Genomic DNA, 19,819 nt, shown 5'->3' with positions numbered 1-19,819 from the left:
TAAAAAAACGGCTCATGTGAGCCGGTTTCAGTAATGCAGGCCGGGTAAGCGCAGCGCCACCCGGCAAGAAAGGCTAGCGATAATCCTCTGCATCCACATCATACCCCGACGGCTCCCAGCGGATCGCCAGCAGCGACGCCAGACCGATAAACGGCGCCAGCGCAATCACCCAGAACACGGCGGTATCCAGCGAGGCGACCAGCAGCGGGAACAGAAACAGTGACAGCGTTGAACTGCTGCGCATCAGCGTCTGGTTAAGCCCCACGCCCACGCCGCGCAGCGAGGTCGGGTAGCTCAGGGAGGCAAACGTCATGGTATGCGCACCTGGACCAAAACCCTGACCAAACAGGAACAGCGCCAGCATCGCGACGGCGAATACGCCTTCCGTAGCCCCGTCAGGGCGGCCAATCAGCGCCAGGCCGAGCAGTGCCGTAAGCTGGCACGCATAACCCGCCAGAGACATCCGCCATGCGCCGAAGCGCGGAACATAGCGCACCGCCAGCAGCCCGCCGACAAACGCGAACAGCAGGTTAAGCGCCAGCGAGATCAGAATGGTCGTCAGCATCGACTGCACAAAGAAGCTGGAGATGATCACCGGCAGGCCAAAGGCTACGGCGTTATAGGCGAACGAGGAGACCACTGACAGCAGCGTGGCGAGCGTGGTACGCCGCAGATAGATACCGCGGAACAGGTTCAGGTAGTTCGACCATTTTGCCTTGTTCACGACAGGCGCGGGCTGGTCGAGCGCATCCTGCGGTACGTGGGCATTAATATTGTAAGACTGCCGCAGGATGGACGCCGCCTCCTTCAGATTGCCCTGATTCGCCGCCCAGACCGGGGATTCGCTCATATAGCGGCTGCGGATGGCGATAATCACCAGCGCGGGCACCGCGCCAAAGCCAAGGATCAGACGCCAGAGCCAGTCGCTGTGGCTTTCCGGCAGCACGGCGTAAAAGAAGAGCACCAGAAGATAAGAGATGCTGATGGCCGCGTACCAGGTGGGGCACCACATTGCGACGCTGGAGGCTTTATTCCCCGGGCCTTTCAGCCTGGCGAACTCGCTGAGAAACGCCATCGCGACGGGAAGGTCGATCCCAACGCCAAGACCCATCACAAAGCGCGCGCCCGCAAGCACATATTCGTTCGGGGCCAGCGCACAGGCGATAGCGGCAACGACAAAGAACACCATGTCGGCCATAAAGACGCGGTAGCGCCCGATTTTATCAGTAAGATAGCCGCCGAGCAGCGCCCCGACAATCGCGCCAAAGGTAATCGCCGAGGCTACCATGCCGGTACCGGCGGGCGTCAGGTTAAATTCGCGGGTGATGTCTTTGATGCCGAATGCCAGCGCGCCGAGATCGTAGGCATCGAGGAAAATTCCCCCGAGCGCGATACCGACCACGATGCGGGCATTGGCCCGGCCCTGAGAGCCGTCGTTAACCAGACGTGAAACGTCCGATGCGCTGCGTACCCACTTGATGTCGCCATCCGGGGTGTTTCCTGCCGTTGGAAGGGGAGTTGAATCTGTGATTTCTGCCATTTTCTTTTTGTGTGGTTGTGTTGTGTCTCTAACAGTTACCACAGGCAGAAGGTGACAAAAATCACATTTGGTTATAAGGCATAACGAACGGTTTACTGAGCGTCTTTCTTTTTACGCCTGAGCTTCGTCCAGATCTTCGTTTCCTTACGCCGCCACAGGCGCTGAATGTTGTCGTGGTGGCGCAACAGGATCAGACACGAGAGCATCGACACCGGGAAGGTAAACTGCGGTTTAAACCACCAGACATAAAACGGGGCGATCAGTGCGCTGACGATGGCGCCCAGCGACGAATAACCGCTCAGCAGAATGGTCAGCAGCCAGGTGCCCGCCATCACGCCGGTGAGATCCCAGCCGATCGGCGCAATCGCGCCAAACGCGGTGGCAACGCCTTTACCGCCTTTAAAACCAAAGAAAACGGGCCAGATGTGGCCGACGCAGGCGGCGATGGCAATCAGCCCCAGCCAGAAGGGTGTGACGCCGAGCGCATACGCGCCCCAGACGGGAAGCATTCCTTTCAGAACATCAAAAATCAAAACCGCTACGGCTGCTCCCTTGCCGCCAATTCGTAGTACATTGGTCGCCCCCGGATTCCCGGAACCACTTTCACGCGGGTCAGGCAACCCGGCGATGCGGCAGACCAGAATGGCGCTGGAGATTGAGCCGCAAAGGTAGGCGAGGATAATCATTCCAGGCGCGATTGCACTCATAACGCTGTTCCGTTTTGAAAATGTATCTGTATTCTCAGCATCTGTGGATAATACGCATAATTCGCCGGAAGTGGTATCCGGTTTAGCCAAAAAGCAGGCAGGTCGTGATGGATATTGTATTTATAGAGCAACTTTCGGTAATCACCACAATTGGTGTTTACGACTGGGAACAGACCATCGAGCAGAAACTGGTGTTCGATATCGAAATGGGCTGGGACAACCGCAAGTCAGCAAAAAGCGATGATGTGAATGACTGTCTGAGCTACGCCGACATCAGTGAAACGGTCATCGCCCATGTGGAAGGGCAACGTTTTGCGCTGGTAGAACGCGTGGCGGAAGAGGTAGCAGACCTGCTGCTGAGCAAATTTAACTCCCCATGGGTGCGCATTAAGCTAAGCAAGCCGGGAGCGGTGGCGCGCGCCGCCAATGTGGGCGTGATTATCGAGCGTGGCACAAATCTGAAAGGAAAGATTTAACGTCATAATAGCTAAACCATTTTAGGTTATATCGGTCTTAAAGCTGTATCTTTCACGGTTGTCCGCGTGGGACACCGTTTTTTTATATCTTTTTAGGGGTTTATAGATGAGCGATATGCACTCGCTGCTGGTTGCGGCAATACTGGGTGTGGTCGAAGGATTGACGGAGTTTTTGCCGGTGTCCAGTACGGGCCATATGATTATCGTTGGCCATCTCCTGGGCTTTGAAGGCGATACCGCAAAGACGTTTGAGGTGGTGATCCAGCTGGGCTCTATCCTGGCGGTGGTCGTGATGTTCTGGCGACGTCTGTTTGGTCTGATCGGTATCCACTTCGGGCGTTTGCCGCAGCGTGAAGGAGAGGGCAAAGGGCGCCTGACGCTGATTCATATTCTGCTCGGGATGATCCCGGCGGTGGTGCTGGGGCTGGTGTTCCACGACACCATTAAATCGCTCTTCAACCCGATTAACGTGATGTACGCGCTGGTTGTCGGCGGCTTCCTGCTGATTGCCGCCGAAGTGCTGAAGCCAAAAACCCCGCGTGCGGAAGGTCTGGACGATATGACGTATCGCCAGGCGTTTATGATTGGCTGCTTCCAGTGTCTGGCGCTGTGGCCGGGCTTCTCCCGTTCAGGGGCAACCATTTCCGGCGGGATGCTGATGGGCGTGAGCCGTTACGCGGCGTCTGAGTTCTCGTTCCTGCTGGCGGTGCCGATGATGATGGGTGCCACCGCGCTGGATCTCTACAAAAGCATCGGCTTCCTGACCGTGGGCGACATTCCGATGTTCGCCGTGGGCTTTATCACCGCCTTTATTGTGGCGTTGATCGCCATCAAAACCTTCCTGCAACTGATTAAGCGTATTTCGTTTATTCCGTTCGCGATCTACCGCTTTATCGTCGCGGCTGCCGTGTACGTGGTCTTCTTCTGATGACCGACCGCCCTCAGTCTTTCGGCTGAGGGCAACGTTTTTCCTTCCACGCTGCAACAGCATCAATCCGCCGCTTCGTCAGCTCTTCGCGGATCGCCGGGCCTTTAAACCCTGCCTCCACTACCTCTTTTGTTGGCACCGCTTTCGCCACGTCCCACGCCTCACGCAGCAAACGACCTTGTGGATAATCGGACGCTTCAAACCCGGTGCGGCCGCGCACGTCGGCTTCGCTGGTCAGCGCAATTTGCTCCACGCGCTGCGGTTTGCGCCAGGCGTCGATGTTATCAAACAGCCTGACGATGGTGGCGGGTTTCAGGATCGGGAAGGTGTGGATCAGGTCGTGAAACTCGGCCACCAGTTTTGCCAGATCGCGAATGTCATTCGGCACGCGCAGGCGCTGGCAAAGCCCTTCAACCAGCTTCACGCCAGCCGGACCGTGCCCGTGGTGGCGTGGCCACAACTCCTTTGGCGTTAACCCTTTGCCGAGGTCATGGCAGAGGGTGGAAAAGCGCACGTCCACCTCCGGGCTGAGCATGGCGGCCATGCTCAGCGTCATCAGGGTGTGAATGCCGGTATCAATTTCCGGGTGCCATTTCGCCGGGGCGGGCACGCCAAACAGCGCGTCTATTTCCGGGAACAGCACTTTCAGCGCCCCGCAGTCGCGCAGAACCTGGAAAAAGACCTGCGGATTACGGGTAGTCAGGGCGTTTTCGGTCTCTTTCCAGACGCGTTCTGGCGTCAGGTGTTCCAGCTCGCCCGCGTCGGTCATGGCCGTCATCAGCGCCATCGTCTCGTCGGCGATGCGGAAGCTGAGATGGGCATAACGGGCGGCAAAACGCGCCACGCGCAGTACGCGAAGCGGATCTTCAGAAAAGGCGGGGGAGAGATGGCGTAAAAGACGGTCACGCAGATCGTTCTGGCCGCCGTAGACATCGATAATATGGCCGTTTTCGTCCTGCGCCAGGGCGTTAATGGTGAGATCGCGGCGCAGTAAGTCCTGCTCCAGCGTCACATCCGGCGCGGCATAGCAGGTGAAGCCGGTATAACCGGAACCGGATTTCCGTTCGGTACGCGCCAGGGCGTACTCTTCCCGGCTTTTCGGATGGAGGAACACAGGAAAATCGCGGCCTACCTGCTGGTAGCCCGCGTCAATCATCGCTTCGGGCGTGGCACCGACCACGACCCAGTCTTTATCTTTGACCGGCAGACCTAATAACGCATCACGTACCGCACCACCGACCAGATAACTCTTCACGCCAACACTCCCGTTTTCTCTTTTCGCAAGATGATACGTAAGTGTGGCAGAGAAGACGAGTTAGTTCATCCAGCGGTCTTTACGTTTACGGCTCGGGATAAGGTGAGGAAGCACCAGACCCAGCACCAGACCGACGCCAAGCACCCCGCCGCCATACATAAACCACTGCATGATGATGGTGCGTTGTTTGTCATCCAGCTGTAGATTCGCGGCGTTCACTTTCTTCTGCGCGACGATGAGCTCATTTTTCAGCTTCTGATTTTCATCTTTCAGACCGGCGATCACGCTGTCGCTTTGCGCCACTTTCTGCTGCATCTCTGCGGTGCGCTGGTTCCAGGTGCCGTCAATGTTGTTCAGCTTATCGGTCAGGGTTTTCACCTGATTTTCCAGGTCCGGCACGCGGGTGCGCAGGCTTGGCACCGTGCTCAGCTCTTTCAGCGGGATCCATGAGGTGCGGCCAGAGCTGTCACGAACCTGACCGTAATTGGTGTCTGCATTGGTTTGCAGCAGAGTCACTTCCTCGCCGGCATTTACCGTACCCACGAGGCGATAATTGTCTCCAGGGCCGCTGCGTACCCAGGTATTCAGTTCATCAGAAACGTAACGTTTCTCTTCAGCGTGGACCGCGGTTGCGGCGCTAAAAGCGAGTAAAGTAAGTCCAATCAGGCGTAATTTAAGCATATCAGTCGTTATTTTCATAAAAAGTGGAACGATAGTAGTGGTATCAGTGTCGCTACGCAAAGGATTCATCATCAATCGGAATCATCTGTGTCATGATTTCCACCGCTTTAAACTTTTACGCCCGTCAAATTGCTCATTGCGTGGCAATTTGGCGCAAAATACTATGTACTGACAAACAAATGGCGAGGAAGTTCGCCTTCATCGACGCGTCTGTGACGCACGCAAAAGTACAAGGCTATGGCACAAGAGATCGAATTAAAGTTTATCGTCGAAAAAGACAGCGCTGACGCGCTCCGCCAGCATCTGAATACGCTGTCCGGCGAGCACCATGAACCCGTACAGCTGCTCAACATCTATTACGAAACGCCGGACAACTGGCTGCGCAACCACGATATGGGCCTGCGCATCCGGGGTGCGAACGGGCGCTACGAGATGACGATGAAAATCGCCGGTCGCGTGGTGGGCGGTTTGCACCAGCGTCCGGAATACAATATCGACATCAGTAAGCCAGAACTTGAGCTGGATCGTTTTCCGGCGGAAGTGTGGCCGGAAGGAACGCTGCCCGCAACGCTGTCGGCAGAGGCGCAACCGCTGTTCAGCACCGATTTCTGGCGCGAAAAATGGCTGGTGACGGAAGGCAAGAGCCGCATTGAGATCGCGTTTGATCGGGGTGAAATTAAGGCGGGTGAAGAGCAGGAGCCGATCTGCGAATTGGAACTCGAACTGCTGGAAGGCGAGGCGAGCGACGTGCTGAAGCTGGCGCACAAGCTGGTGAACCAGCCTGGCCTGCGTCAGGGCAGCCTGAGTAAAGCGGCACGCGGCTATCACCTGGCCGCCGGGAATGCGCCGCGCGTGCTGCGAGAAACCCCGATTCTGCGCGTTGTGCCGAAAGCCTCCGTTGAGCAGGGCATGGAAGCGGCGCTGGAGCTGGCGCTCTCTCAGTGGCAGTACCACGAGGAGCTGTGGGCGCGTAACGTGAAAAATGCCAAAAAACAGGTGCTGGCCGCTATGGGGCTGGTGCGTCATACCCTGACGCTCTTTGGCGGCATTGTACCGCGTAAAGCCAGCACTCACTTACGTGATTTGCTCACTCAAACCGAAACGCTGATGCTTTCCGACGTGTCGGCACAAACGGCGATCTACAGCCCGCAAAACGCCGGCGCGAAACTGGCGCTGACCGAGTTTCTGGTGACGCGCGGCTGGCGCACGTTCCTCGATGCGAAAGGGCAGACCAAAATCGCGGAAAACTTCAAACGTTTTGCGGATATCCACCTCTCCCGTCACGCGGCCGAGCTGAGAACCACCTTTGCGCATCCGCTGGGCGACCAGTATGGCGATCAGCTTCCCCGCCTGGCGCGTAACATCGACAGCATGTTGCTGCTGTCAGGTGCGTATGAGGGCGTGAAGGCGCAGGCCTGGCTGGAGAACTGGCAGGGGCTGAAGCATGCCATAGAGACCCGTCAGCAGATCGAAATCGAGCATTTCCGCAACGAGGCCATTTCGCAGGATCCGTACTGGCTGCACAGCGGAAAACGTTAATTCTGGCAAGGAACCCCTGATATGCCGCTTTCTTCGCAGTTACAGCAGCACTGGCAGACCGTTTGCGAACGCCTGCCTGAGTCGTTACCCGCGTCATCGTTAAGCGAGCAGGCGAAAAGCGTGCTCACGTTCAGTGATTTTGTGCAGGAGAGCGTCAGCGCCAACCCGGACTGGCTGGCAGAGCTGGAAAGCGCGCCGCCGCAGGCGGACGAGTGGCGGCATTATGCTGGCTGGCTGCAAACCGCGCTGGCAGAGGTGGCAGACGAAGCCACGCTGATGCGCGTACTGCGTCAGTTCCGCCGCCGGGTGATGGTACGCATTGCCTGGGCGCAGGCGCTGGAGCTGGTGAGCGAAGAGAGTACCTTGCAGCAGTTGAGCGAGCTGGCGCAGACGTTGATTGTCGCCGCGCGGGACTGGCTCTACGCCGCCTGCTGTAAAGAGTGGGGCACGCCGTGCAGCGAAGACGGGGTTCCGCAACCGCTGTTGATTCTGGGGATGGGCAAGCTGGGCGGCTGCGAGCTCAATTTCTCCTCAGACATCGATCTGATTTTTGCCTGGCCGGAGAACGGCTCCACGCGCGGCGGTCGTCGCGAGCTGGACAACGCCCAGTTCTTTACTCGCCTGGGGCAGCGGCTGATTAAGGCACTGGATCAGCCCACCCAGGATGGTTTTGTCTACCGCGTGGATATGCGTTTGCGTCCGTTTGGCGACAGCGGTCCGCTGGTGCTGAGCTTTGCCGCGCTGGAAGATTATTACCAGGAGCAGGGTCGCGACTGGGAGCGTTACGCGATGGTCAAAGCGCGGATCATGGGTGACAGCGACGATGCCTGGGCCAACGAGCTGCGCGCCATGCTGCGCCCGTTTGTGTTCCGCCGCTACATCGACTTCAGCGTGATCCAGTCCCTGCGAAATATGAAAGGGATGATTGCCCGCGAGGTGCGTCGCCGTGGCCTGAAAGACAACATCAAGCTCGGCGCGGGCGGTATTCGTGAGATCGAATTTATCGTCCAGGTCTTCCAGCTAATACGCGGCGGGCGTGAACCTTCTCTGCAATCCCGCTCGCTGCTGCCGACCCTGAGCGCTATCGAACAGCTGCATCTGCTGCCGGAAGGCGATGCGCAAACGCTGCGTGACTCTTATCTCTTCCTGCGTCGTCTGGAAAATTTGCTGCAAAGTATCAACGACGAACAGACCCAGACGTTACCGGGCGACGAGCTGAACCGGGCGCGTCTGGCCTGGGGGATGCGGGTGGATGACTGGGCGGCGCTGACGGAACGGCTGGAAGCGCATATGGCGGGCGTGCGCCGCATCTTTAACGATCTGATCGGCGACGACGAAAGTGAATCGCAGGACGATGCGCTCTCCGAGCACTGGCGCGAGCTGTGGCAGGACGCGCTCCAGGAAGATGACACCACGCCGGTGCTGGCGCACTTAAGCGACGATGCCCGCCATCGCGTGGTGGCGCTGATTGCCGATTTCCGCTTCGAACTGAACAAACGCGCCATTGGCCCACGCGGTCGTCAGGTGCTGGATCATCTGATGCCGCATCTGCTGAGCGATGTCTGCTCCCGCGAGGATGCGCCGGTGCCGCTGTCGCGCATGATGCCGCTGCTGAGCGGGATCGTCACGCGTACCACTTACCTCGAACTGTTAAGCGAGTTTCCCGGTGCGCTGAAGCACCTGATTTCCCTCTGCGCCGCCTCGCCGATGGTGGCGAACAAGCTGGCGCGTTATCCGCTGCTGCTGGACGAACTGCTCGACCCGAATACGCTGTATCAGCCTACGGCGACGGATGCCTACCGCGACGAGCTGCGTCAGTATCTGCTGCGCGTACCGGAAGAGGACGAAGAGCAACAGCTTGAGGCGCTTCGTCAGTTTAAGCAGGCGCAGATGCTGCGCGTGGCGGCGGCAGATATCGCCGGCACCCTGCCGGTAATGAAAGTGAGCGATCACTTAACCTGGCTGGCGGAAGCGATCATCGACGCGGTTGTCCATCAGGCGTGGGTGCAGATGGTGGCCCGCTACGGGCAGCCGAAACACCTTGCAGAGCGCGAAGGCCGCGGTTTTGCGGTGGTGGGTTACGGCAAGCTGGGCGGCTGGGAGCTGGGCTACAGCTCCGATCTGGATCTGATTTTCCTCCACGACTGTCCGGCAGACGTCATGACCGACGGCGAACGTGAGATTGACGGGCGGCAGTTCTACCTGCGTCTGGCCCAGCGCATTATGCACCTGTTCAGCACCCGCACCTCATCCGGCATTCTGTATGAAGTGGATGCGCGTCTGCGCCCGTCCGGCGCGGCAGGCATGCTGGTCACCTCGACGGAGGCTTTCGCCGACTATCAGAAGAACGAAGCCTGGACGTGGGAGCATCAGGCGCTGGTGCGCGCCCGCGTGGTATACGGCGATCCGCAGCTCAAAACGCAGTTCGATGCGATCCGCAAGGCGGTCATGGCGACCCCGCGCGAGGGCAGTACGCTGCAAACCGAAGTGCGGGAAATGCGGGAGAAGATGCGCGCGCACCTTGGCAACAAACATCGCGATCGCTTTGATATTAAAGCCGATGAAGGCGGCATTACCGATATCGAGTTTATCACTCAGTACCTGGTGCTGCTGCACGCGCACGATAAGCCGAAGCTGACCCGCTGGTCGGATAACGTGCGCATACTGGAACTGCTGGCGCAGAACGACATTATGGATGAGCAGGAGGCGCAGGCATTAACCCGCGCCTACACCACGCTGCGTGATGAGTTGCACCATCTGGCCTTACAGGAACAGCCGGGCCATGTGGCGCTGGACTGTTTCGCCGATGAACGCGCGCAGGTGACCACAAGCTGGCAGAAGTGGCTGGTGGAACCGTGCGTAACAAAACAAGTGTGATATTATCGCGCGCAAATTGTGAATCTTTCTGGAGTCAGGAATGAAAGTAACACTGCCAGAGTTTGAACGTGCTGGAGTTATGGTTGTCGGTGATGTGATGCTGGATCGCTACTGGTATGGGCCGACCAGCCGTATCTCTCCGGAAGCGCCGGTGCCGGTAGTTAAGGTCGACACCATTGAAGAGCGTCCAGGCGGCGCGGCAAACGTGGCGATGAACATAGCCTCGCTGGGCGCGCATTCGCGTCTGGTGGGCCTGACCGGCATTGACGATGCGGCGCGTGCCCTGAGTCAGTCGCTGGCGGACGTGAACGTGAAGTGCGACTTCGTTTCTGTTCCGACCCACCCAACCATCACCAAGCTGCGCGTCCTGTCGCGTAACCAGCAGCTGATCCGCCTCGATTTCGAAGAAGGATTCGAAGGCGTTGATCCTGAGCCGCTGCACGAGCGTATTAGCCAGGCGCTGGGCAATATCGGCGCGCTGGTGCTGTCTGATTATGCCAAAGGCGCGCTGGCGAGCGTGCAGACCATGATCCAGCTGGCGCGTAAAGCCAGCGTACCGGTACTGATCGATCCGAAAGGCACCGATTTTGAGCGCTATCGCGGCGCAACCCTGCTGACGCCAAACCTCTCTGAGTTCGAAGCGGTGGCGGGCAAGTGCAAAACTGAAGAAGAGCTGGTTGAGCGCGGCATGAAAATCATCGCTGATTTCGAGCTGTCTGCGCTGCTGGTGACCCGTTCCGAGCAGGGCATGACGCTGCTGCAACCGGGCAAGGCGCCGCTGCATATGCCAACCCAGGCGCAGGAAGTGTACGACGTGACCGGTGCCGGTGATACGGTGATTGGCGTGCTGGCGGCGACGCTGGCGGCGGGTAACTCCCTGGAAGAAGCGTGCTACTTCGCGAACGCCGCGGCGGGCGTGGTCGTTGGTAAACTCGGGACCTCCACCGTTTCGCCAGTCGAGCTGGAAAACGCGGTGCGTGGGCGTGCGGATACCGGCTTTGGCGTCATGACCGAAGACGAGCTGAAAGTGGCCGTTGCTGCCGCGCGCAAACGCGGTGAAAAAGTGGTGATGACTAACGGCGTGTTCGACATCCTACATGCGGGTCATGTCTCGTATCTGGCGAATGCGCGCAAGCTGGGCGATCGCCTGATTGTGGCGGTCAACAGCGATGCCTCAACCAAACGTCTGAAGGGTGAAACGCGTCCGGTGAACCCGCTGGAGCAGCGCATGATCGTGCTCGGCGCGCTGGAAGCGGTGGACTGGGTGGTCTCATTTGAAGAAGACACCCCGCAGCGCCTGATTGCCGGAATTCTGCCTGACCTGCTGGTGAAGGGCGGTGATTACAAACCAGAGCAAATCGCAGGTAGCGAAGAGGTCTGGGCGAATGGCGGTGAAGTGATGGTGCTCAACTTTGAGGACGGGTGTTCAACCACCAACATCATTAAGAAGATCCAGAAAGACAGTCAGTAAAAAACGGGCCAACAGGCCCGTTTTTTTATGTCGGGTGGCGGCTGCGCCTTACCCGACCTACGCGTTCATCCAGGCCCGGTAAGGCGTGGCCGCCACCGGGCACAACAGGCCGCACTTATGCCTGGTCATCCACCGGTGGAATAGCTGGCGCTGGCTTCACTTCTTCCGGCGCATTGCGGCTCTCCAGCTCGCTCAGACGCTGTTCCAGCAGCGCCAGCTTCTCGCGGGTGCGCAGCAGCACCTGCGTCTGCACGTCAAACTCTTCGCGACTGACTAAATCAAGGCGAACCAACTGTGCCTGCAACGTCTGGCGGATTTTCTTCTCAACGTCATCACCAAACTCACGAATACCTTTCGGCATGGACTCATGAACCTGACGCGCGATCTGCTCAATTTTCTTTGGGTCAATCATTGTCGTTTCCCTTGATGAAAAGGTGTTAGTGCCTATTGTAGCGCGTCATGCCGTGGGTTAAACAAAATTGTTTGAAGCTTATGCATTGCCCAGGGTAATCAATAGCGTTATAGTTATCTCGCTTATTCTCAGGGCGGGGCGAAATTCCCCACCGGCGGTAAATCAGCTTAACGCTGAAAGCCCGCGAGCGCTTTGGGTGAATTCTCAAAGGTCAGCAGATCCGGTGTAATTCCGGGGCCGACGGTTAGAGTCCGGATGGGAGAGAGTAACGATCCAGTCGGGCATGGCCCGCTCACGTTATTTTTTTGCCGCTAGTACGGCGCTCCTAAGACTGCCCTGATTCTGGTAACCATAAAGTTAATGAGGTTTTTTTACCATGAATCAGACGCTACTTTCCTCTTTTGGCACTTCAACTCAACGTGTTGAACATGCACTGGATGCACTGCGCGAAGGCCGCGGTGTGATGGTGCTTGACGATGAAAACCGTGAAAACGAAGGCGACATGATTTTTGCCGCCGAGAACATGACCGTTGAGCAGATGGCGCTGACCATCCGTCACGGTAGCGGCATCGTATGCCTGTGCATCACCGAAGACCGTCGCAAGCAGCTTGATCTGCCGATGATGGTTGAAAACAACACCAGCGCCTTTGGTACCGGCTTCACCGTGACCATTGAAGCAGCGCATGGCGTAACCACCGGTGTGTCGGCGGCTGACCGCCTGACTACCGTGCGTGCAGCGATTGCTGATGGTGCGAAACCATCCGATCTGCACCGCCCTGGTCACGTCTTCCCGCTGCGCGCGCAGCCGGGCGGCGTGCTGACCCGTGGTGGTCATACCGAAGCGACCATCGATCTGGTGACGCTGGCTGGCTTCAAACCCGCAGGCGTGCTGTGCGAACTGACCAACGATGATGGCACCATGGCGCGCGCGCCGGAGTGCATCACCTTTGCGCGACTGCACAATATGCCAGTGGTGACGATTGAAGATCTGGTTGAGTACCGCCGGGCGCACGAGCGCAAAGCCAGCTAAACATGCTGATGTGAAAAAGCCGGGGAAACCCGGCTTTTTTGTTTCTAGTGGTAGTTAATTTTGAACAGTACCACGGTTTCAAACGGCCCGGACTGAATCGCTTTCCCTTCTTCCCGTGAAAGTTCAGCCGTGTAGTTTTGCTCAACATTCATCGTATCGCCCGTAAAATCGGCGTACTCCTTGTACTGGTTGAAGGTGTAAGGCTCCGTTCCGTTAAGAATACGCAGCTTTAACCCATTCCCTATCAGTACCGCGGTGTCGTCTGCGCTAAGCGTTTCGGTTGTGTAAAACGACGAGTCCATCTTAAATCCGTCCGAGCACTGGGCATCCTGCACTTTGGTGGTTCGTATTGAAAACGTGCGCATACGCGTCTGCTGATTCACAATGTCGCGCGCGCTGAAGGCGCCGAAGTCGATCTCCTGATTTTCAGGGAAAATGCTAAACGTCGCTCCACAATCAAGCACCGTAATGTTTTGCAGTCCGTTGATGTGATACTTGAGGTTCTTCGCGTCGGCCATCTGATTAACGCCACCCTTACCGTCAAACTGCACAACGATGTAATCGCTGAGCGAACTGATATAACCATGTGGCGGCATAGCCTTAATTCGCACGAAAAGTCGTAATCGGGCGACGAACGTGCGTGAAATATGGATATCATCCGGATTGCCGGAGCAGATGCGATTCTCCCAACCCATCTGGCGGATTTGATCCGCGGTGTAAATGGTGATGTTATCGTTGTCCAGGCACTGGCGGGTATCCACGCCGTTGGGCTGGCCCGTGGCATCGTAATCTATGCCTTCATAGGTGACGCCCAGTTCATAATAGGGATCGGTTGCGGCAGGATAAGGGTTCACCCATGCAAAGACATCTTCCAGCTCAAAATTGCTCGTGACGTTGTTATCACACGTCACCGGAATTTTAATGTCATCAGACTCCCATATTTTTTGACCAACCTGAGCGTTGCTGGGTATCGCAAAAGGGGTGATCGTTTTTGTCTCCTCGACGGGGCCGCCAGATCCACCCAGATAGCAGTTAAGCGCCAGCGCATCTTTCAAAGGCAGCGCTGAAAGCAGCAGTATAAACAGGAAACTAGCGAGCTTTTGCATCTTTATCGATTTTCCGTTCGGTAAGTTTACATAGCGCCGTTCCGGTGCACTGCACGTCGACTTTTTTTAGGGCGCCGTAATCGTCGATATAGCCGATGCTGTAATAACTACCGTGGTAATCGCCGGTAGAGGCGGTTGCCGTGGCGAAAGGCGCAATCATCAGACTGTCAAAACCCGGCAGCATGGTTTTGGCATTTTTGCTCAGCCACGCCAGCGTGATGTAGTACGGCGTAGGGTTGTGGATCGTGAGTCCTTTCGCGCTGGCGGTAATTTCCATGCGCATTTCAGTCAGTTCGCCAGATTTTTTGCGAATCGCTTCCGGACGCCAGAACAGCTTAATTCGGCTCTGCATGGCAACCTGCATCACGCTGCGCTCCTCGCTGGCGCTGGTGCTTTTTGGCGGTACTTCACGCAGGTTGAAATAAAACAGCGATTCCCTGTCTTTTGGCAGCTGGCGGGTAGCGGCTTGTTTAACAATTCTTACCTGCGACGAGGCGCCTGCTTCGATACGTTGAATAGGGGGAAGCGCCATAAAGTGCGTATCTTCTTTTTGCCCCTTTTCATCTTCAATCCAGGAGAGCGCCAGATAAGGCAGCGCCTTGCTCTGGTTGTCCACTTTCAGGCTGCTGGCCTTGTCGCTTTCTGGAAAAACAATGCGCGTGCGGTCCAGATTAATGGCCGCATGGGTGGTAAATGCTGTGCTGATTAGCATCAGGCACAGGCTTTTAATCGGCGTTAATTTCATGATGATTTCTTACTGACACGGCAGTATCAACTGCATACTGTTTTCTAAGTGAGAAGGTAACGAGAAGCGACACTGTTGGTTGTCGCCCCATGTCACGCGAAACTGCTGTTCTGGCTCAACGGCGCCCAGCCAGACGTGGCCTTCATCGGCCACCATCCCAACCTGCAAATCGCTTTCTTCCAGGCGAACAATCGCCCCGAGCGGTGGCGTTCCTGATGACATCCGCAGAACGCCTGCCACGTCCTGACCTGCACGCGTGGCAATCTGACGAAAACCAATGGCCCCCTCAGTCCAGGTTGAGGTCACGACGCGGTTGTCCACGTCCACGCCATCCGGAAGGTTGTTCATATTGATCTGCACGCTGTAGGGGGAATAGCTGGAGAATGACGGCAAAACGCCGATGCCAAAACGGTTGGTCTCATCTCGCGACATGTTCAGCGGGATATTGCCTACCCCGTCGGTGCTGACCATTACGCGGGGTTCATTACCGTAGCTGCGCCGGTGCAGCGCGGCGCCTTTCACCGTTGAGGTGAAGGAACCGCTCCAGCTTGCGCTAAGGGAGTTATATTCGTCAGCTTTATAGCTGCCGGAGAGATTGAGATCGCCGTACGCAGAATAATGCTGATAATTCCCGCTGACCTGCGCGCCGGAATCTGGCTTCCCGCTCTCCGCGCCCGCGGAAACGCCCCAGGTGTTATTGCGATCCGACGTGTCGTACCACGACACGTTATGGCTCAGCGTGTCGCGGTTACGCAGGTCATAGTTAAGTCGATGATCGGGATCGAGCGGTACGCTGAGCGAGAGATAGAACTGAGTATCGTCACTTTCGTCTTTCTCATCGTAATGCGTTTTACTCCAGGACAGGGTTACGCCAAGGTTCTTCCAGCGGCCCATATCAAAGTTGTAGCCCGCCGTGATACTGCCGGTCGTGGAGGGTGAATCATTCCACCATGTCTGACGCAGCATATTGACGTACAGGTTCAGGGATAACGCCGAAATGTACTGGCTTGCCGTCACGCTCAGGGTTTGTTTTTCCGACTGGCGGTCACCGTCGTCATAATCAAGGTAGCGGGCGTAGCTCAAAAACTGTGGATCTGAGTAGCGGTAGCTGGCGAGCGTAAGCTGACTGCCGGTGGTATCGAAACGCTTGCTGTAGTTAATGCGATAGCTGTAACCCGTCTGGCTGCGCTGGTGTGGCAGCTGGCTGGTGGCCTGCGTGACGTCAAAAGAGAGCGCCCCCAGCCAGGCCATATTCTGGCCGATCCCGGCAGCGAGGGAACGATAGCGGTCGCCATCGGCCAGCGTACCGCCATACAGGGAGGTGTGCGACAGCATGCCCCAGGAAAATTCGCCGCTCATGAAGGCGTTATCTTCAACGTCATGGGAGGCGCCCTGGCGCGCTTTACCCGCCGCGAGCTTGTAGCGCACCTGACCCTTGCGCGTTAAAAATGGTACGGATTCGGCCGAGACCTGGAAGGTGCTGACGCGTCCATCCTCTTCCGTGACTTTGACGTCCAGCGTGCCCTGAACCGACTGGTTAAGATCCTGAATAACAAAAGGACCTGGCGGCACTTTACTCTGGTAAATCACGCGATTGGCAAGGCTTACGGTTACCGTGGCGTTGGTTTGCGCTATCCCGGTAATCTGCGGGGCATAGCCGCGCAGCGACCATGGCAGCATACGTTCATCGCTGATTAGCGATGCGCCGGTGTAGGTAAAGGCGTCAAAAATTGCGGACTGGAAATCCGTTTCACCCAACGTCAGTTTCGCACCGATCGAGGGCAGAGGGCGGAACATATACACGCGTGAAAAACGTCCATTATGCTCCGAGCCTGCGTCAGTATGGCTTTGCGTGTACTGGTAATCGCTGCGTAGCCGCCACGCGCCCATGTTCGCACCGGCGGTGCCATAGGTATTGGCGTTGTCATTGTTGCTGCCGCTATTGGGCTGATAATGGCTGGCAAAAAGATTGTAATCCAGCAGTACGCCCGGCACGCCGATGTCCCAGGTGGATGGCGGCATCCAGTCAACCGCACGGTATTGCAGCCACGCCTGGGGGATGGTCACTTTCAGGGTCTGGCTGCCTTGCTCAAAAGTAAATCGGATGTCGGGTCTGGCGGAGAAATCAACGCATCCCTCTTTCTCAGGCAAAGCGTGGCGAAAGTCATCCTGCAACGCAAAGGTATCGACCAGCTCGGGGGGAATACAGACCTGAACGGCGTTATTTATTTCTCGCCAGCGAAGCTGCCAGCCATTTGCCAGCGGAATATCATTGACGGCAACCGTAACGAAATAGCTTCCCGGCGTAACCGATATTTGATCTTTAAACAGTGATAAATCGACGCTGCCGCGCTGATCTTTATCGATGGCGTTTATATTAAACTCGGTGGCAGAGGCAACTTTCGTCATTAACAGGGACGCAATGATGATTATCCATTGTAATTTGTATGTCATCATCCTGTTACTCGAGTAAATAGAGAGTGCCGACCGGCATGAATTACCAGTCGGCTGGTGCCGTGACGTAACAGAATTATTTGTACATCAGGACGTAGTTAGCCGTGGCTTCAACCTGGCCTGCCGTCGCAGTTTTACCTGTAGGGACTTCCATAACCGCTTTGAAATGCAGCGTCTGGGTGGTTGAACCCGCCAGCAACTCAACCTCGTTGGCCTCTCCCAGCGTGATAGCAGACTCCGCGTTATCCAGCAGACGCACCCCCACGTTCTGCGCACCGCTTGCATAGGTGTTGCTCATCAGGCTGGTATCCGCCGCGTCTGTCGCTGCGCTGGTAAAGGTCACATCCACTTTGGTAATTGGCGTGTCGGTCTCGTCTGCCGGATCGTCAAGCTGGCAGTTTTCCAGATTGATATCGACCGGAACCGGGGTAGATTTTTTGTTGGCGTTGATAACGGCCGTGGTCACTTCACCCAGATCGACTTCTTTATCAACGCTGTCTGGTGCGATACTGCACGGTGCGTCAATAACAATACCTTTGAATTTGATTTTTCCTGAGCCTTGATCATCTGCAAAAGCAGCACCCGATACAATGACTGCCATAGCCGTCGCTAACAGTAGTTTTTTACCCATATACATGAAAATATCCTTTTTCAGAGTGATTCATAATGTGAATATTAATTTCAGAATACTCGCGAAGTATACGAATTGGGGTGGGGAGACGCGATTAACATGACTTAAATATATTTTTAGATGGTTTTAATTAATATTTGCAGGCTATTTTAAGAGGCGTGGTTTTTCGGGGTTTTAACAGGTCTATATTTTTCAGGTTATTATAGGTGAAATATATAGGATTGTTTTTTTGAATAATATATAGCCTCCGTATAAAACGGAGGCTATATATTCTTAGCCAATACCGGCCGTTTGCAGCAGTACCAGACTCATCCCCATCACTGACATTCCACACAGTACGCCGTAGCTGGGGTTATTGTTGGGATCGATCTCTTTCGCCAGCGGCATCAGCTCATCGACAGAGAGCGCGACCATAATCCCGGCCACGGCAGCCATAATCGCAGCCATCACAATCGGGGAGACGAGGCTACCGAGGATCAGCCACGCCAGCACGCCGCCGAGAATTTCAGCCATCCCGGAGATACCCGCCCAAAAGACAGCCGTACGTTTTGAACCCGTGGCGGCATAAACGGGCCCGGCAACGGCAAGTCCTTCAGGAATATTGTGCAAAGCCACGGCCAGCGCCACACCAAAACCCATTTCCAGGTTGCTGCTGGCCGTGACATAGGTGGCGATACCTTCCGGAAAGTTATGCAGGCTGATACCCAGCGTCAGCAGAATGGCCGTGCGTTTGATATTGCCCGGGATGGGGGTAACGCTTTTTTGCATTAAATCCTGCGGGTGCGCGTGAGGAAGAATACGGTCGAGCGCAAAATAACCCAGCAGTCCAATGATAAACATGCCATAGCCCAGAACAGGCGACATACCTTCGGTGTGAAGCGCGGCGGGCAGCATCTCCATCAGCGAGATAAGCAGCATGATCCCGGCGGCGAAACCCAGCGAGAAGGCCAGAAGGCGATTAGAGGGTTTTTGCCCGAGTACCCCGAGGAACGCACCGATAAAGGTTGCGGCGCCCGCGAGTAAGGTCAAAATCAACGGTACTGACATGCATTCTCCTTAAGCGATATCTGACATTCAAATTTCCTGATGATGATCTTCACGGTTATCTGCGTTCATCTTCACCTGAATGCGCGTAATGTAGGCCCATCACATTGACACCTCCTCTAAGGATATCACCATGTCTTCTTCTCGTATGCCAGCACTGTTTTTAGGCCATGGCAGCCCAATGAACGTCCTGGAAGATAACGTCTATACCCGTGCCTGGCGTCAGCTGGGTGAGACGTTACCGCGTCCGAAGGCAATTGTGGTGGTCTCTGCGCACTGGTTTACCCGGGGTACCGGTGTGACGGCTATGGAAGCGCCAAAAACGATTCATGATTTTGGCGGCTTTCCGCAGGCGCTGTATGACACGCATTATCCTGCTCCGGGCTCCCCCGAGCTGGCGCAGCGGCTCGTTGATCTGCTCGCCCCTGTTCCGGTTGCGCTGGACAAAGAAGCCTGGGGCTTTGACCACGGCTCATGGGGGGTGTTGATCAAAATGTATCCGGATGCCGATATCCCGATGGTGCAACTGAGTATCGACAGCACCAAACCGGCTGCCTGGCACATGGAGATGGGGCGTAAGCTGGCTTCGCTTCGTGATGAGGGCATCATGCTGATTGCCAGTGGCAACGTGGTACACAATCTGCGTACGGTACGCTGGCACGGTGAAAATACGCCGTACCCCTGGGCAACAGCCTTTAATGACTATGTAAAAGACAACCTGACCTGGCAAGGGCCGGCCGAACGACACCCTTTGGTGAACTATCTGGATCACGACGGCGGTTCGCTCTCTAACCCGACGCCGGAACACTTCTTGCCATTGCTGTATGTATTAGGCGCGTGGGATGGTCAGGAGGTTATTACAATCCCGGTCGACGGTATTGAGATGGGGAGCTTGAGTATGCTGTCGGTGCAGGTGGGGTAAA

The 19,819-nt window shown here is 56.3% G+C and carries 17 protein-coding genes and 1 riboswitch; of the genes, 7 read left to right on the top strand and 10 right to left on the bottom strand.

Annotation, left to right across the window (positions count from 1 at the left end):
- Window positions 1-73: 73 nt before the first annotated feature.
- Window positions 74-1,540 carry an MFS transporter gene (locus AC4OVU_RS18670; protein ID WP_032669210.1) on the bottom strand — a complete coding sequence of 489 codons (1,467 nt, stop codon included), beginning with the start codon at window positions 1,538-1,540 and terminating at the stop codon, window positions 74-76.
- Window positions 1,541-1,632: 92 nt separating this feature from the next.
- Window positions 1,633-2,247, bottom strand: coding sequence for a glycerol-3-phosphate 1-O-acyltransferase PlsY (gene plsY / locus AC4OVU_RS18665; protein ID WP_017384031.1), 615 nt, complete (start codon window positions 2,245-2,247; stop codon window positions 1,633-1,635).
- A gap of 107 nt (window positions 2,248-2,354) precedes the next feature.
- On the opposite strand from plsY, the gene folB reads away from it, so the two are divergent.
- Entirely contained in the window at window positions 2,355-2,723 is a 369-nt protein-coding gene (gene folB / locus AC4OVU_RS18660; RefSeq protein WP_015571902.1) for a bifunctional dihydroneopterin aldolase/7,8-dihydroneopterin epimerase, read from the top strand.
- Window positions 2,724-2,829: 106 nt separating this feature from the next.
- Entirely contained in the window at window positions 2,830-3,651 is an 822-nt protein-coding gene (gene bacA / locus AC4OVU_RS18655) for an undecaprenyl-diphosphate phosphatase (protein WP_003862545.1), read from the top strand.
- A 13-nt stretch (window positions 3,652-3,664) separates the two neighbouring features.
- On the opposite strand, the gene AC4OVU_RS18650 is transcribed toward bacA, so the two are convergent.
- Both AC4OVU_RS18650 and AC4OVU_RS18645 read right to left on the bottom strand, forming a co-directional pair.
- Complete coding sequence (locus tag AC4OVU_RS18650; RefSeq protein ID WP_017692652.1) at window positions 3,665-4,906, bottom strand: multifunctional CCA addition/repair protein; 1,242 nt, start codon at window positions 4,904-4,906, stop codon at window positions 3,665-3,667.
- A 60-nt stretch (window positions 4,907-4,966) separates the two neighbouring features.
- On the bottom strand, window positions 4,967-5,587 hold the full coding sequence (locus tag AC4OVU_RS18645; protein WP_001303390.1) for a TIGR04211 family SH3 domain-containing protein: 621 nt from the start codon (window positions 5,585-5,587) through the stop codon (window positions 4,967-4,969).
- A 237-nt stretch (window positions 5,588-5,824) separates the two neighbouring features.
- Between AC4OVU_RS18645 and AC4OVU_RS18640 the strand changes: the two genes are divergently transcribed.
- Genes AC4OVU_RS18640 through hldE form a run of 3 tightly spaced genes read left to right on the top strand, consistent with a single transcriptional unit; the run spans window position 5,825 to window position 11,474 of the window.
- Window positions 5,825-7,126, top strand: coding sequence for a CYTH domain-containing protein (locus AC4OVU_RS18640; protein ID WP_017384034.1), 1,302 nt, complete (start codon window positions 5,825-5,827; stop codon window positions 7,124-7,126).
- 21 nt (window positions 7,127-7,147) lie between these two features.
- Window positions 7,148-10,003, top strand: a complete 2,856-nt coding sequence (gene glnE, locus AC4OVU_RS18635; protein WP_017692653.1) for a bifunctional [glutamate--ammonia ligase]-adenylyl-L-tyrosine phosphorylase/[glutamate--ammonia-ligase] adenylyltransferase — start codon at window positions 7,148-7,150, stop codon at window positions 10,001-10,003.
- 40 nt (window positions 10,004-10,043) lie between these two features.
- A complete protein-coding gene (hldE, locus tag AC4OVU_RS18630) occupies window positions 10,044-11,474 on the top strand; it encodes a bifunctional D-glycero-beta-D-manno-heptose-7-phosphate kinase/D-glycero-beta-D-manno-heptose 1-phosphate adenylyltransferase HldE (RefSeq protein WP_040118125.1) in 1,431 nt (476 codons plus the stop codon).
- Window positions 11,475-11,589: 115 nt separating this feature from the next.
- Here the strand turns inward: hldE and ubiK are convergent, their stop codons facing one another.
- A complete protein-coding gene (gene ubiK, locus AC4OVU_RS18625) occupies window positions 11,590-11,886 on the bottom strand; it encodes a ubiquinone biosynthesis accessory factor UbiK (protein ID WP_000566823.1) in 297 nt (98 codons plus the stop codon).
- Window positions 11,887-12,006: 120 nt separating this feature from the next.
- Window positions 12,007-12,157, top strand: a riboswitch (FMN riboswitch).
- A gap of 105 nt (window positions 12,158-12,262) precedes the next feature.
- On the opposite strand from ubiK, the gene ribB reads away from it, so the two are divergent.
- Window positions 12,263-12,916, top strand: coding sequence for a 3,4-dihydroxy-2-butanone-4-phosphate synthase (gene ribB / locus AC4OVU_RS18620; RefSeq protein ID WP_015571897.1), 654 nt, complete (start codon window positions 12,263-12,265; stop codon window positions 12,914-12,916).
- Between the two features lie 44 nt (window positions 12,917-12,960).
- On the opposite strand, the gene AC4OVU_RS18615 is transcribed toward ribB, so the two are convergent.
- From AC4OVU_RS18615 to zupT, 5 genes are all read right to left on the bottom strand, one after another.
- Window positions 12,961-14,022 (bottom strand): fimbrial protein, encoded by a 1,062-nt coding sequence (locus AC4OVU_RS18615; RefSeq protein WP_045141809.1) that lies wholly within the window; start codon window positions 14,020-14,022, stop codon window positions 12,961-12,963.
- Window positions 14,006-14,767 carry a fimbrial biogenesis chaperone gene (locus AC4OVU_RS18610; protein ID WP_032655065.1) on the bottom strand — a complete coding sequence of 254 codons (762 nt, stop codon included), beginning with the start codon at window positions 14,765-14,767 and terminating at the stop codon, window positions 14,006-14,008. The genes AC4OVU_RS18615 and AC4OVU_RS18610 overlap by 17 nt, the downstream gene beginning before the upstream one ends.
- A gap of 9 nt (window positions 14,768-14,776) precedes the next feature.
- Window positions 14,777-17,221 (bottom strand): fimbria/pilus outer membrane usher protein, encoded by a 2,445-nt coding sequence (locus tag AC4OVU_RS18605; RefSeq protein ID WP_110292529.1) that lies wholly within the window; start codon window positions 17,219-17,221, stop codon window positions 14,777-14,779.
- A 76-nt stretch (window positions 17,222-17,297) separates the two neighbouring features.
- Window positions 17,298-17,858: a fimbrial protein gene (locus AC4OVU_RS18600; protein ID WP_032672010.1), complete on the bottom strand. Its 561-nt coding sequence runs from the start codon at window positions 17,856-17,858 to the stop codon at window positions 17,298-17,300.
- 267 nt (window positions 17,859-18,125) lie between these two features.
- Entirely contained in the window at window positions 18,126-18,899 is a 774-nt protein-coding gene (gene zupT, locus AC4OVU_RS18595; RefSeq protein WP_015571892.1) for a zinc transporter ZupT, read from the bottom strand.
- A gap of 130 nt (window positions 18,900-19,029) precedes the next feature.
- Between zupT and ygiD the strand changes: the two genes are divergently transcribed.
- Complete coding sequence (gene ygiD, locus AC4OVU_RS18590) at window positions 19,030-19,818, top strand: 4,5-DOPA-extradiol-dioxygenase (protein WP_017692656.1); 789 nt, start codon at window positions 19,030-19,032, stop codon at window positions 19,816-19,818.
- Window position 19,819: the final 1 nt, after the last annotated feature.

Source organism: Enterobacter sp. 6722112, assembly GCF_058661685.1.
Note: the sequence above shows the minus strand (reverse complement) of the source record. Positions and strands in the feature narration are given on the sequence as shown.

Excerpts from the sequence above, each read along its gene's own strand:
- AC4OVU_RS18670 (WP_032669210.1), bottom strand. The coding sequence starts at position 1,540 with ATGGCAGAAATCACAGATTCAACTCCCCTTCCAACGGCAGGAAACACC.
- plsY (WP_017384031.1), bottom strand. The coding sequence starts at position 2,247 with ATGAGTGCAATCGCGCCTGGAATGATTATCCTCGCCTACCTTTGCGGC.
- folB (WP_015571902.1), top strand. The coding sequence starts at position 2,355 with ATGGATATTGTATTTATAGAGCAACTTTCGGTAATCACCACAATTGGT.
- bacA (WP_003862545.1), top strand. The coding sequence starts at position 2,830 with ATGAGCGATATGCACTCGCTGCTGGTTGCGGCAATACTGGGTGTGGTC.
- AC4OVU_RS18645 (WP_001303390.1), bottom strand. The coding sequence starts at position 5,587 with ATGCTTAAATTACGCCTGATTGGACTTACTTTACTCGCTTTTAGCGCC.
- AC4OVU_RS18640 (WP_017384034.1), top strand. The coding sequence starts at position 5,825 with ATGGCACAAGAGATCGAATTAAAGTTTATCGTCGAAAAAGACAGCGCT.
- glnE (WP_017692653.1), top strand. The coding sequence starts at position 7,148 with ATGCCGCTTTCTTCGCAGTTACAGCAGCACTGGCAGACCGTTTGCGAA.
- hldE (WP_040118125.1), top strand. The coding sequence starts at position 10,044 with ATGAAAGTAACACTGCCAGAGTTTGAACGTGCTGGAGTTATGGTTGTC.
- ubiK (WP_000566823.1), bottom strand. The coding sequence starts at position 11,886 with ATGATTGACCCAAAGAAAATTGAGCAGATCGCGCGTCAGGTTCATGAG.
- ribB (WP_015571897.1), top strand. The coding sequence starts at position 12,263 with ATGAATCAGACGCTACTTTCCTCTTTTGGCACTTCAACTCAACGTGTT.
- AC4OVU_RS18615 (WP_045141809.1), bottom strand. The coding sequence starts at position 14,022 with ATGCAAAAGCTCGCTAGTTTCCTGTTTATACTGCTGCTTTCAGCGCTG.
- AC4OVU_RS18610 (WP_032655065.1), bottom strand. The coding sequence starts at position 14,767 with ATGAAATTAACGCCGATTAAAAGCCTGTGCCTGATGCTAATCAGCACA.
- AC4OVU_RS18605 (WP_110292529.1), bottom strand. The coding sequence starts at position 17,221 with ATGACATACAAATTACAATGGATAATCATCATTGCGTCCCTGTTAATG.
- AC4OVU_RS18600 (WP_032672010.1), bottom strand. The coding sequence starts at position 17,858 with ATGTATATGGGTAAAAAACTACTGTTAGCGACGGCTATGGCAGTCATT.
- zupT (WP_015571892.1), bottom strand. The coding sequence starts at position 18,899 with ATGTCAGTACCGTTGATTTTGACCTTACTCGCGGGCGCCGCAACCTTT.
- ygiD (WP_017692656.1), top strand. The coding sequence starts at position 19,030 with ATGTCTTCTTCTCGTATGCCAGCACTGTTTTTAGGCCATGGCAGCCCA.